The sequence below is a fragment of the Halobacillus naozhouensis genome (assembly GCF_029714185.1).
GTDB lineage: Bacteria > Bacillota > Bacilli > Bacillales > Halobacillaceae > Halobacillus_A > Halobacillus_A naozhouensis.
This window is the reverse complement of the sequence record NZ_CP121671.1, coordinates 2037421-2049951: the sequence shown is the minus strand read 5'-3', so window position 1 is coordinate 2049951 and position 12531 is coordinate 2037421. Positions and strand designations below refer to the sequence as shown.

Annotated in this window: 12 protein-coding genes; all 12 read right to left on the bottom strand. The window is 41.7% G+C overall.

Annotated features, from left to right (window positions below):
• Positions 1-59 precede the first annotated feature (59 nt).
• The 12 genes from P9989_RS10760 to P9989_RS10705 all read right to left on the bottom strand — a co-directional run bounded on the left by P9989_RS10760 (position 60) and on the right by P9989_RS10705 (position 12460).
• Positions 60-1292: a competence/damage-inducible protein A gene (locus P9989_RS10760; protein WP_283078746.1), complete on the bottom strand. Its 1233-nt coding sequence runs from the start codon at positions 1290-1292 to the stop codon at positions 60-62.
• Positions 1289-1867, bottom strand: a complete 579-nt coding sequence (gene pgsA / locus P9989_RS10755) for a CDP-diacylglycerol--glycerol-3-phosphate 3-phosphatidyltransferase (protein ID WP_283078745.1) — start codon at positions 1865-1867, stop codon at positions 1289-1291. The genes P9989_RS10760 and pgsA overlap by 4 nt, the downstream gene beginning before the upstream one ends.
• Before the next feature lie 107 nt (positions 1868-1974).
• Positions 1975-2883 carry a helix-turn-helix domain-containing protein gene (locus P9989_RS10750; RefSeq protein WP_283078744.1) on the bottom strand — a complete coding sequence of 303 codons (909 nt, stop codon included), beginning with the start codon at positions 2881-2883 and terminating at the stop codon, positions 1975-1977.
• Positions 2884-2901: 18 nt separating this feature from the next.
• A complete protein-coding gene (locus tag P9989_RS10745) occupies positions 2902-3690 on the bottom strand; it encodes a DUF3388 domain-containing protein (protein ID WP_283078743.1) in 789 nt (262 codons plus the stop codon).
• A gap of 167 nt (positions 3691-3857) precedes the next feature.
• Complete coding sequence (locus tag P9989_RS10740; protein WP_283078742.1) at positions 3858-4118, bottom strand: DUF3243 domain-containing protein; 261 nt, start codon at positions 4116-4118, stop codon at positions 3858-3860.
• Positions 4119-4191: 73 nt separating this feature from the next.
• Positions 4192-4911 carry an elongation factor P 5-aminopentanone reductase gene (gene ymfI, locus P9989_RS10735; protein WP_283078741.1) on the bottom strand — a complete coding sequence of 240 codons (720 nt, stop codon included), beginning with the start codon at positions 4909-4911 and terminating at the stop codon, positions 4192-4194.
• Positions 4904-6196 carry an EF-P 5-aminopentanol modification-associated protein YfmH gene (gene yfmH / locus P9989_RS10730; protein ID WP_283078740.1) on the bottom strand — a complete coding sequence of 431 codons (1293 nt, stop codon included), beginning with the start codon at positions 6194-6196 and terminating at the stop codon, positions 4904-4906. The genes ymfI and yfmH overlap by 8 nt, the downstream gene beginning before the upstream one ends.
• Positions 6196-7482, bottom strand: a complete 1287-nt coding sequence (gene yfmF / locus P9989_RS10725) for an EF-P 5-aminopentanol modification-associated protein YfmF (protein ID WP_283078739.1) — start codon at positions 7480-7482, stop codon at positions 6196-6198. The genes yfmH and yfmF overlap by 1 nt, the downstream gene beginning before the upstream one ends.
• Positions 7483-7624: 142 nt before the next feature.
• Positions 7625-8584: an ABC transporter permease gene (locus P9989_RS10720; RefSeq protein WP_283078738.1), complete on the bottom strand. Its 960-nt coding sequence runs from the start codon at positions 8582-8584 to the stop codon at positions 7625-7627.
• Positions 8585-9631, bottom strand: a complete 1047-nt coding sequence (locus P9989_RS10715) for an ABC transporter permease (RefSeq protein ID WP_283078737.1) — start codon at positions 9629-9631, stop codon at positions 8585-8587.
• On the bottom strand, positions 9632-11158 hold the full coding sequence (locus tag P9989_RS10710) for an ABC transporter ATP-binding protein (RefSeq protein ID WP_283078736.1): 1527 nt from the start codon (positions 11156-11158) through the stop codon (positions 9632-9634).
• Between the two features lie 198 nt (positions 11159-11356).
• Entirely contained in the window at positions 11357-12460 is a 1104-nt protein-coding gene (locus P9989_RS10705) for a BMP family lipoprotein (RefSeq protein WP_283078735.1), read from the bottom strand.
• Positions 12461-12531: the final 71 nt, after the last annotated feature.

The following is a 12531-nucleotide window of genomic DNA, read 5'->3' as shown; positions in this document are numbered from 1 at the left end:
GATTTCTTCTTTGAGCAAAAATGAAGTATATTTAATACGAAAGTGCAGTTATTTAAGATTTATAGATTTTTTAAATAATGAAAAACCAGTTCGTAACCCTTTTTGACAGCACGAAGCCGTACTTTATCGCGGCCGCCTTCGAAATGATACCTTTTTACAAAGGGAGCTCTTCTTCCAACTTGAAGAGCAATGTACACGACCCCTGGGTCCTGACCTTCGCTCCTGTCAGGTCCGGCAACCCCTGTAAAACTAATAGCTGCGTCGACATTTAAACGTTTTTGAGACTGAATTGCCATAACCTTGGCACACTCTTCACTGATTGTTCCATGCTGTGTAATAAGGTCGGATGGTACGCCGATTACATTTTCCTTAGCATAAGGGGTATAGGCCACAAGTCCGCCTTCACAAACTTCTGACGCTCCGGGAAGGGAAATAAGTCGTTCTATAAACTTCCCTCCTGTCAGGCTCTCGGCAGAACCTAAGGTCAGCTTGTTTTCCTTAAGTAGATCCCTCACCTTTTCTTCAATGGTAAGATCATCACTTCCGTAGTAAAATTCACCAGCCCGCTGCAAAATATCACTTTTCAGCGCCGCTATTTTTGATTTGGCCTCCGCACCTGAAGAAGTGAGCCTCAGTCCAACTTCGCCTTCAGATGCAAGCGGCGCAATAGTCGGATTTACTTGCTGTGCAATCATATCTTCTAGTTTATGCTCTAGAGCCGATTCACCAATCCCTATAAATCTCAGCATTTCTGAAACAATTTCAGATTCTAACGTAAAAGCCTCAATTAAATAAGGCAGTACTTGGTTTTCCATTAGACTCTTCATTTCTGAAGGCACACCGGGCAGGAATACAAATAAAGTCTGTTCGTATTTCACTATCTGCCCAGGTGCCATCCCCTCTGCGTTGTGCAAGACCTTAGCATGTTCGAAAACTAATGCCTGCTTTCGATTATTAGCGGTCATCTGACGGTTATTATTTTGATAAACGGCCTCAATTTTTGTAAGGGTTTCTTCATGAATGACTAAGTTTTGCTTTAGCAACGGCTTTACTGCATCACGGGTTAAATCATCCTCTGTTGGGCCTAACCCTCCGGTAACAATGATCACATCTGAACGTTCACTCGCCACTTCGAAGGTTTTGACGGCCCGCTCCATATTGTCCCCCACGACACCATGAAAATAAACCGAAGCACCATATTTAGCTAATATCCTGGAAATCCACTGGGCATTCGTATTAGCGATTTGGCCTAATAAAAGTTCTGTGCCGACAGCTATGATTTCAGTCTTCATTTGGAATCCCTCATAACGTGCCAATTTTTCACGAAGTAGTCATAGCCTGATATGACTGTTATGATAAGCGCCGCGTACAGGGCAATGATTCCCATTGGAAACCCGATGTAGGCGAAAGGCCAATTGTGCAAAAGAAGTAGAGAAATTGACACAATTTGAATCCATGTTTTCAGTTTACCCATCTGACTAGCAGCTAGCACACTCCCTTCCCCTGCTGCCACCAGACGAAGACCTGTAACAGCAAATTCGCGACTGATAATGACAATCACGATCCACGCTGGGGCTAACCCAATTTGCACTAACAAAATCAATGCCGCACTAACCAACAACTTATCAGCTAAAGGATCGAGAAACTTTCCTAAGTTGGTTACAAGATTATGTTTACGGGCAATATAACCGTCTATCCAATCCGTTGTAGAGGCAATAATAAATAATAAAGCCCCAGCTAAATGGGAAACAGGCAATACTGCATGGCCGATTTGGAGATTTCCCCATTGAAAAGGGACACTCATCAACACAATAAAAATGGGAATGAGAAAAATTCTTGATAACGTAATCTTATTTGGTAAATTCACCTTAACTTCCACTCCTATCGTTAAAAACAGAATGCTGTCCTTCCTGAAGTCAACAAGTCATTTTACCATGCTTATTGATTCCAGTCATCTAAAGGACAGCACCATTGTTATTTAAAATTAATTAATAGTTTTTGTGTTAGTTTGTCTCCTTGGAACTCCATGGTTTTATTATTAACTTTCACGGTCAGACCAGGGGCCGAACCCGTTTTAATATATACTTGTTCGTATTCAGAAATATCCATATTCATCGTTTTATCGTCAGACGTGTAAACGTCAGGTGGTATGAGGTTTTCGCCGCCTTGAGGAGCTTGGACAGCTACATAAGTCTTCCCTGTAAATTCGAGGGTGAGTTCTCTTTCCTCTGCTCCGGTAACTTCATACGTATGCATCGGGAAAGAACCTGAGCCTGTTTCAACTTGGCTTACTTCAATCGCCGGTTCTTCATCAATCGTTTCTTTCTTATCTTCAGTCTGGTCTTTTTCCTGATTGTCATCAGCAGATTCGTTAGCAGGTTGGTCTTGAGATTGATCTCCCTCTGAAGTATTTTCTTGAGACTCCGTATTCGTTCTAACAGCTACCTGATCCTCATTTTTCGGTTCATTGGCCCCTTCATTCGAGTCTGTTCCTTCTGTAATAAAGTAGTAGGCTACGATAGCCACAATAACTAACAGAAGAATCGACAATATCCTCGGAAAGGATTTAGCAAAACCGCCGGCTTTGTTAGAACTCGATTCACTTTTAGCCTTCTGCACACGGCTATACGTCACAACAGGCTCCTCTTCTGTAGTTGGGAGTTCACTGCTGTGTTCCTCCATCACCTGCTCAGGGTTCAATCCAACTGCTGAAGCATACTCCCGGATAAATGCCCGGGTGTAAAACTTCCCTGGAAGGATGCCAAACTCATTATTCTCAATCGCCTGAAGGTATCTTTTTTGAATTTTTGTCGTACTCTGCACTTCTTCAAGTGTCAATTCCTTTGCTTCTCTCGCTTCTCTTAATCGAGATCCAATCTCCATTTGTAACACCATCCATTTTTAAAAATCAAACATAGAAAAGCCATCCCTATTCATTCCTCGCTTTTCTACTGGTTCATACGTAATTTCTTCATCTTCATTGCTTCTAAGTTCAATAATATAATCGAAGTCCTCCATTTTATACTCAGTCTCTTGAACAAATATATCTGGATGTTCAATTACTTTTACAGCGGGAAGACGCATAATTTCTCTTACAAGTTGCCAATGTTTCTCGCTTGCCCTTTTCGCAGAGACAATTCCATCTATAATATATAAATTATCCTCGTTATACTCTTCCTCGATCAACTGGTTCCTGACCGTTTGCTTAAGTAACGTGCTCGACACAAATAACCAGCGTTTATTCGCACATACACTAGCCGCTACAACAGATTCAGTTTTCCCTACGCGCGGCATACCACGAATACCAATCAGCTTATGTCCCTCTTTCATGTACAGTTCAGCCATAAAGTCTACAAGCAGCCCAAGATCCTCCCGGTTAAATCGGAATGTTTTTCTGTCATCAATATCACTATGTATGTAACGACCGTGCCTTACGGCTAGCCGATCCCTCAGTTTAGGCCTGCGCAATTTAGTTATTTTAATGGTATCCATTGTATTTAATATCGACCGAAGCCGAGTAATTTGATCTTCCTCTTTGCAGAGCAGAAGCATCCCTCTATGAGAATTCTCCACCCCATTAATCGTAACTATATTAATCGCCATCATTCCAAGCAGTGACGAAATATCTCCAAGCAATCCTGGACGGTTATATTGGATTTCATATTCTAAATACCATTCTTTTTTCTCCATGACACATCTCCTCTGGAAAAAATGTCGCATTTTGTAAAAACAAAATAAAACACTCTACTATATATCATAAATGATTTTCCCTTAATTAGAAAGACTGAAACGGAGTTCTTCCGATTATTGATCGAAAAAAAAACCGCGCAAAAATTCTCTGCGCGGTTTCTGTCGTTTTATGATTGTGGCTTGTCATTCTGAACAAGTTTAACCATCATGTTTGCAATAGCATGCTGCTCTTTCTCATCAGCAACGTTCCATAGCTCACGAAGAACTGCTTCCTGATCATTTTTAGCTTCAACATTTTTTGATAAATAATCACCAATCTCATAAGCGACTTCGTTTACAGCACTATGGTTCATCCCTTGTCCTTCCGCTTGGTTCATGCGATCACCAAGGAAAGATTTGAAAGATTCAAAGTTGTCAAGTACAGACATTCATGTTACCTCCTACTGTAATGTTTTTCATGATTAGTATGAGGTAGCCAGAATGTTTTTATACATCACTATTTTAATACCAGCCGCCGTTGACACGGAGAATATGACCAGTTATATAGCTTGAGCGTTTACTTAATAAAAACAAGATCGCCTGCGCCACTTCCGAGCCCATCCCTGAACGGCCTAACGGGATTTCACTCTCTAATGAATCTAAGTCTTCAGCTGCCAAGTGGTCGTTCATTTTGGTTGCAATCAGCCCAGGGGTCACTGCATTCACACGAATATTACTGGGAGCTGTTTCCTTGGCTAATCCCTTTACAAAACTAATTTGTGCCCCTTTCACCGAGCTGTAAACCACCTCGGTACTGGCGCCTTCTTCTCCCCAAACTGACGACACAACGACGATTTCTCCTGACTTATTTGAAATCATTGACGGAAGCAAGTGGTGGGTGATGAGCCATACTGATTTAACGTGGACAAAATACATCTTATCCATTTCAGAAGCACTCATGTCCTGAAGCAAGTGGTTAGAGTGATTACCCTGGGCAAACACAATAGCGTCAAAATCCAAGGGCAGCTTACCGATTAACGCATCAAGGCCGGTGGCAGTAGATAAATCTCCTTGGTAAGCACCCAACCATTGCTGGCTCGAAATCCGCTGCTTCAGCTCCATTATCCGTTGCTGATTTTTATGATAATGAACCGCCACGGCATATCCTTCAGCAGCCAATAACTCTGTGGTCTGGATGCCGATCTCACCGCTGGCTCCAATGATTAAACAACGCTTAGGCATTGGTCTGTGGGTTCACCTGGAAGACTGAAATGCTGTCTTCTTTTATCCAATTCTCGACGTACTGATCGGCATCGCTGGTCGTAAGTGATTCAATGGTTGGAAGGACGTCGAACAAATCAACACCTAGCATATGGTAATGCGTAAATTGATTAGCGATAAATTCCATTGAATTCAAGGCCCGCATGAATTGACCGATTTTTTTACGTTTCATACGTTTAAAATCTTCCTCTGAAATATGGTTGTCTTTGAGCTGGTGAAGCATTTCTTTTACTCGGGCCGCTAACTCATCAGGTTTTCTTGAATCTCCACCAAGGATGGTGAAGCCAAATTGTCGATCTAATTCGGTTTCATATTGAAAGCTGGAATCAATTAAATCTTCTTTATAGAGCTGTTCGTAGAATTCTCCACTTTTGGAGAAATAATAATCAAGTATCATTCCAGACAACAGTTCAGCCCTTACAAGTTCTGCGCCGTCAAGTGCCGATACATCCTCTTTTACACCAATCATTGCTTTTGCTGTCGTAACCGGCATGGTAATAGAGGCTTCGGATTTAGCTACTTCCGCTGGTTCCTCCGGATAAAAACGTTCAATCTTTGGTATTCCCTTAAATTCTTTCCGATTTTGGTTGCTGCGAATTTGTTCCATCATCTTCTCCGGTTCGATATTACCGGCTACAAACAACACCATGTTGGAAGGGTGATAGAACGTTTCATAACACGTATAAAGGTCATCTTTCGTAATATCTTCAATCGAATCAACCGTGCCGGCAATGTCTACCCTGACTGGGTGTTTGTGATAAAGACTTTGAATCGTTCCAAAGAAAGAACGCCAATCTGGCTGATCATCGTACATACGAATTTCCTGACCGATAATCCCTTTCTCTTTCTCAACTGATTCCTTAGAAAAATAAGGGTCCTGAACGAAATCTAATAATGTTTCTACATTTTTTTCAATCTGACTAGTTGCAGAAAACAAGTATGCCGTCTTAGTAAACGACGTAAAAGCGTTAGCAGATGCTCCCTGTTTCGTGAAATCCTGAAACACATCACGGTCTTCTTTTTCAAACAGCTTATGTTCAAGAAAATGAGCAATCCCTTCTGGAACTGTCACTTGCTCTTCTTTTCCAATTGGGGTAAAGGTTTGATCAATGGATCCATAATTTGTTGTGAAAATGCCGAATGTTTTGGCCATCTCAGGCTTGGCCAGTAAAAACACTTGTAAACCATTTTCCATCGTTTCTGAATACACGGTCTCATTTAACTGCTTATATGTTAATGCTTCCATTATTCGTCCCCTCCCTCTTGACTTGTTAAAAAGTAAATCGTATCAAGTTCTATTTTTTCCGCGACCTTCACCACATCTTCTTTCGTCACATTGCGAATGTTTTCCATAAGTTCTTCTGACTGGATAGTAGAGCCAGAAAGCATTTGATGATACAGGACCTCAATTAAACCGTTCGCATTATCCATCGTTTCCTGTAGTTGATTCACAACTTGTTCTTTTGCATCGGTTACTTGTTCGTCTGAGAAATCACCTTGTTTCATCGCTTCCATTTGATCTAAAATAATTGATTTCGCCTGGTTATAATCTTTCGGGTCAACTCCGCTGAAGACGAGGAGCAGCCCCTTGTGGCTTTCGAATCGGGAAGCTGCATAATATGCCAGACTGTGTTTTTCCCTTACATTCATAAACAGCTTAGAACTAGGAAAACCACCGAATAAGCCATTGAAAATCTGCAAGGCATAATAATCGTCGTCGCCAAATTTGATGTGTGTACGATAGCCGATGTGTAGCTTGCCCTGATTGACTTCTTCCCGCTCGACAATTTCTTTAGATTCCGTTGGATGAAATGGTTCTGACTCTAGGTGCTCCCCTTGATTGTCACTGTTGACACGGGTAAACGTTTGGTCTGATAGTGCTTCAATTCCTGCTTCATCTACCCCTCCAATGACATACACATCCAATACATCATTTTCAATCATACCAAGGTAATGTTCATACAAAGACTTTGCGGTAATCTTCTTTAAATCCTCTAAATAGCCATGAACATGTAATGAATATGGCTCCTCTTCACACATATTGTCGATTAGACGAAGGTTGGCATAGCTCATTTTATCGTCTTTAATGGAAGTAATTTTTTGCTCAAGAGTTTGTTTTTCTCTTTTTACAATTGCCTCGTCAAAGCCGTTGTCTACGACTTTAGGGTTAAATAAAACATCATGGAATATGTTTAATGCTTTTTCCAATATCGGTTCACTTTCATTTAAATAAGATTCATTAACGACTTCCATTCGAAAGGAAAGCACGTGATTTTCCCCTTTTTTGGAGCCATCGCTAGAAAATCCTGTTCCATAGAGATCTTCCAAAGCAGATTGCAGCAACCTAACGTTAGGATGGTTGTTGGTAGCCTTATGCAGAACATGAGGAAGCAGCGCCCGTTCTGTGATTCCTTCTCTTTTAAGCGGTGCCTTAAACTTGGCAACAATAGAAACCGTTTTATACTTCGTAGTTGGTAGAATATGTAGTCTGTACCCTTGCTTATCCCGTACTGTTTCTTTGGTAATTTTCATTTCTAACATCCTCCTCATCATTTCTTTTCTATTATGAACGTACTTCCATGTATTCATCCATATGAGGTCAACTCTAATGCTAAGATAAATAATTGAAAAAGTAAAAAATTAAAGCCCGGCACGATCGTACCGGGCAAATAAATTAGCGATTTCCTTTAATATAGGATTCCCCTAAAGCTTTAGGTGCCTCTGCCCTGCCAATGAAACCGGCTAAAGCGAGAATTGTCAAGACATACGGTGCAATCAGCAAGAAGATCTGCGGTACTTCACTTAATAATGGGATACCAGATCCTACGATACTTAAGCTCTGGGCGAACCCGAAGAATAACGCAGCACCAAGGGCTCCAAGTGGATGCCATTTTCCAAAAATAACGGCTGCCAGAGACATGAAACCTTGTCCGACAATGGTAGCATGGGAAAAGTTCAATGCAATGGTTAAAGCGAACACTGACCCGCCGAGACCCCCGAGGGCACCAGAGATCATAACCGCAACATATCGCATGGCATATACATTAATTCCATTTGTATCAGCCGCCATCGGATGTTCCCCTACAGACCGTAATCGTAAACCAAATGGGGTTTTAAATAGAATGTACCAGGCGACAAATGCTAATAGGATAGCAAAATAAGACGTTAAATACATGCCCGAGAAAAACAAATCGCCAATGATCGGGATTTTACTTAGCACAGGGATATCAGTTGTATAAAAAGGACGTTCAACCATATCAGTCTGTCCCTTTCCATACCATTGCTTCGTCAAAAACAGACCGATACCTAAGGCAAGAAAGTTAATCGCTACACCACTAACTACCTGGTCTGCTCTAAACGTAATCGAGGCTACAGCATGAGCAAGCGCGAAAATAGCTGAGACGACCATCGCGACCAGAATCGATACCCACGGGGTCCAGTTTCCGAACACATCGACAAATGCCAGATTAAACGCGATTCCGACAAATGCTCCCATCACCATTAATCCTTCGAGACCAATGTTAATGATTCCTGATCGTTCACTGAATACCCCGCCTAAAGCTGTAAAGATAAGAGGGGCCGCAAAGAAGACAGCTTGCGGGATAATCGATTGCAATATTTCAAAAAAGCTCATTTATTTCCCCTCCTTCTTAAATCGTAAAATGATCCAACGAATCATATAGCTTGATGCCACAAAAAAGATTATTAAAGCAATGACGATTTCCACAAGCTCTGTTGGAACACCTGATGCTGTAGGCATATTCAAGGCCCCGATTTTCAAGGTACCGAATAAGAAGGCAGCTAATACGACTCCTAATGCAGTGTTGGCCCCCAGTAAAGCAACAGCAATTCCGTCGAATCCGATATTGGTGAAGCCTGATTTTACTGAAAGATACCCAAACGTGCCTAGACCTTCCATCGCTCCGGCAAGGCCTGCAAAAGCACCAGAAATAACCATAGCTAACACAATATTTCTGCTGACATTCATCCCTGCATACTGTGAGGCATGCTGGTTATAACCGACAGCACGCAATTCGAAGCCTGTCGTTGTTTTATTTAAAAGGAACCACATAATAAAAGCGACAAACAAAGCAATGAGCAGCCCGTAGTGAAGCCGGGAATAATAAGTGATCTCAGCAAGCCATGGGGAAGCGAGTGAAGCTGTCTCAGCAATTCGCTCTGTTTTATCTTCCCCATCTGTGATGACATTCCGAACGATTTCGTTGGTAACGTACAAAGCAATATAGTTCATCATGATGGTTACGATAACTTCGTGAACACCGAGCTTCGCTTTTAAAATCCCTGGGATAAAACCCCAGAATGCGCCTGCTAACGCTGCAGCAAAAATGGCTAACGGCAAGTGGATAATGGCTGGAAGTTCAAAAGCTACCCCTACCCAAACAGACGCAAGCCAGCCGACAAACACTTGACCTTCCACCCCAATATTTAATAAACCTGTCCTCAAGGCGAAGGCAACAGCAAGTCCTGAAAGAATATAGGGGGTGACTTGTCTCAACGTTTCACCAAAAAAGTAGGCATCACCAAATGCACCGTTCCAAAGAGCCGCATAACCTTTAATCGGGTTATATCCGAAGAAAAGCATGATGATTGCTCCAGAGAGCAAGCCTAAGAGAACCGAAATGATCGGTATTAAAATATTCATGGTCCGATTCGAAAACATCTACTCAGCACCTGCTTTCTTTAATGCATTTCCTGCCATTAAAAGACCGAGCTGCTGTTCATCGGTTTCTTCAGGTTCCACTTCAGCCACAACCTGTCCATCAAACATGACTGCGATACGATCACTTAAGTTCATGATTTCATCCAGTTCGAAGGATAGGAGCAGCACCGCTCTGCCTTTGTCTCGTTCTTCAATTAATTTCTTATGAATAAATTCAATGGCTCCTACATCCAAACCTCGCGTCGGTTGAGCCGCAATAATTAAATCAGGTGATCGATCGACTTCACGGCCGATGATCGCCTTTTGCTGGTTACCGCCAGAGAGGGCGCGTGCTTTCGTGTGCTCATCTGGTGTCCGCACGTCATATTCTTCAATAAGTGATTGCGCCTTCTGATAGATATTTTTATAATTCATAACACCTTTTTTAGAAAAAGGTTCCTGATAGTAGGTTTGCAGCACCATGTTCTCACCGATTGGAAAGTCCAGTATGAGGCCAAACTTATGGCGGTCTTGAGGAATATGGGAAATCCCAGATTGAGTGACTTTTCGTGGTGTTAAATTGCTGATTACTTTGTCATGCAATTTAATTTCACCCGATGTACTTTTACGGAGACCAGTAATCGCCTCAATTAATTCGGATTGGCCATTACCGTCTACCCCGGCAATCCCTACGATTTCGCCAGCCCTCACAGTAAGATTTAAGCCTTTAACCATCTCAACGCCGCGGACGTCCTTGACATATAAGTCTTTAACAGATAAATACGTTTCCTTAGGAGTTGCTTTCGTTTTTTCAGTTGTGAAGCTCACTTCACGACCGACCATTAAAGAAGCCAGATCGGTCGGGTTCGTATCTTTCACCTCAACAGTACCTATTCCTTCCCCTTTTCTAATTACCGTACAGCGATCACAAACTTCCATAATTTCTTTTAGTTTATGAGTGATTAAAATAATCGATTTACCTTCAGCTACTAAACTATTCATAATAGCGATGAGTTCGTTAATTTCCTGAGGGGTGAGCACAGCAGTAGGCTCATCAAGGATTAGAATCTCCGCTCCTCGGTAAAGCGTTTTCAAAATTTCTACACGCTGCTGCATTCCTACAGAAATATCACGAATTTTAGCTTTAGGATCGACATTCAAACCGTAGCGTTCAGATAGTTCTTTAACTTGTTGTTCCGCCTTTTTAATATTAACGGAAGCTCCCTTACGCGGTTCACTTCCAAGCACAATATTTTCAGTAACTGTAAACGTATCGACTAACATAAAATGCTGGTGAACCATTCCAATCCCTAGACCGTTAGCAATATTAGGATCTGTAATATGAACTTTCTCGCCTTTAACACGAATTTCGCCTCTTTCCGGCTGGTAGAGGCCAAATAGAACGTTCATCAATGTAGATTTTCCTGCACCATTCTCACCAAGCAAAGCATGTATTTCACCTTTTTTCACTTGGAGGTTAATCTTATCGTTCGCTACTACTCCAGGAAACTCCTTACGAATATCGAGCATCTCTATCACGTACTCCATGTTTCTCCCCCACTTCTTTTCTCTATTAATCTAATCCCCAGGTCATTTAGTCTTGAAAAAAATCATCAAATGAAGAGGGCCGGAACATACTCTTCACTTGATGATTTCCACATATTCGACTCTTGGATTGATGTTCCATCAACCCAAGAGCCAATCTTTCTAAAATAGAAAGAAAATATATAATTTTAAGTCCGGAACCTATAGTCCTTCTACATATGTCTTTAATTCTTCACGGGTACTCGGTACTTCTACTTCACCGTTAACAATCTTACTTTTCCACTCTTCGATTGCCTTAACGATCTCCTCTGTAAGGGCTTCTTTATTGGTACGAGCGATGCTGATGGCATCATCTTCTAAACCATATTCTAAAACTTCTCCGCCAGGGAATTCACCGTTCATAGCTTGTGTAGATACGTCTTGAACAGCGATGTCTACACGCTTAACCATAGAAGTAAGGGTTACATTGTTTTCCCCAATTTGCCCTTCTTCATATTGGTCGCGGTCAACACCAATTACCCAAACATCTTTTTCAGGGTTGTTTTTCTTAATATCTTTCGCTTGTGCGAAAACACCATTACCAGTTGCGCCGGACGCATGATAGATCACATCGATTCCTTTAGAATACATATTCGCTGCAATCAATTTTCCTTTATCTGCTGCCGCGAAACTCTCTGCATACTGAACATCTACTTCGATATCAGGGTTAACAGATTTAGCGCCTGCTTCATAGCCAGCTTCAAATTTATTGATTAAATCTCCATCTACGCCACCTACGAAACCAATTTTGTTAGACTTTGTTTTCTTGGCTGCTGCAACACCCGCCAGGAAAGAACCTTGATGCTCCTTGAAGGTAATACTCGCAATGTTATCACCCTCAGCTACAGCATCAACGATCGCAAAGTTCGTTTCCGGATATTGACCGGCTACTTCCTCAATGGCAGGCTGCAGTAGATAGCCAATTCCAAAGATAAGGTCATACTTTTGACGTACAAGACGGTTTAAGTTTGTTGTATAGTCGGCATCACTTTCGGATTGAGCATAATCAAAGCCTTTTCCTTCTTCAAGACCTTGCTCTTCTCCAAATGCCTGTAATCCTTCCCATGCTGACTGGTTAAATGATTTGTCATCAACCCCGCCAATATCTGTTACCATGGCTACAGAAAAGTCTGAGCCGCCTCCTTCAGCAGACTCACCACCTTCTCCGCCTGAACTCTCTTCGTTCGATGAACCTCCACAAGCTGCAAGAACTAAACCTAAAGACAATAAGAGTGCGAAAACGAGTAGAAAACGATTTTTCAACATGAATACCCCCTAATTTGTTAATTATTGTGAAAATTCAAACAAAAAATTTTTAGCCTCCTCTCAGTAGGCTG

Excerpts from the sequence above, each read along its gene's own strand:
- P9989_RS10760 (WP_283078746.1), bottom strand. The coding sequence starts at position 1,292 with ATGAAGACTGAAATCATAGCTGTCGGCACAGAACTTTTATTAGGCCAA.
- P9989_RS10715 (WP_283078737.1), bottom strand. The coding sequence starts at position 9,631 with ATGTTTTCGAATCGGACCATGAATATTTTAATACCGATCATTTCGGTT.
- P9989_RS10705 (WP_283078735.1), bottom strand. The coding sequence starts at position 12,460 with ATGTTGAAAAATCGTTTTCTACTCGTTTTCGCACTCTTATTGTCTTTA.
- ymfI (WP_283078741.1), bottom strand. The coding sequence starts at position 4,911 with ATGCCTAAGCGTTGTTTAATCATTGGAGCCAGCGGTGAGATCGGCATC.
- P9989_RS10750 (WP_283078744.1), bottom strand. The coding sequence starts at position 2,883 with ATGGAGATTGGATCTCGATTAAGAGAAGCGAGAGAAGCAAAGGAATTG.
- P9989_RS10740 (WP_283078742.1), bottom strand. The coding sequence starts at position 4,118 with ATGTCTGTACTTGACAACTTTGAATCTTTCAAATCTTTCCTTGGTGAT.
- yfmH (WP_283078740.1), bottom strand. The coding sequence starts at position 6,196 with ATGGAAGCATTAACATATAAGCAGTTAAATGAGACCGTGTATTCAGAA.
- P9989_RS10745 (WP_283078743.1), bottom strand. The coding sequence starts at position 3,690 with ATGGAGAAAAAAGAATGGTATTTAGAATATGAAATCCAATATAACCGT.
- P9989_RS10710 (WP_283078736.1), bottom strand. The coding sequence starts at position 11,158 with ATGGAGTACGTGATAGAGATGCTCGATATTCGTAAGGAGTTTCCTGGA.
- P9989_RS10720 (WP_283078738.1), bottom strand. The coding sequence starts at position 8,584 with ATGAGCTTTTTTGAAATATTGCAATCGATTATCCCGCAAGCTGTCTTC.
- yfmF (WP_283078739.1), bottom strand. The coding sequence starts at position 7,482 with ATGAAAATTACCAAAGAAACAGTACGGGATAAGCAAGGGTACAGACTA.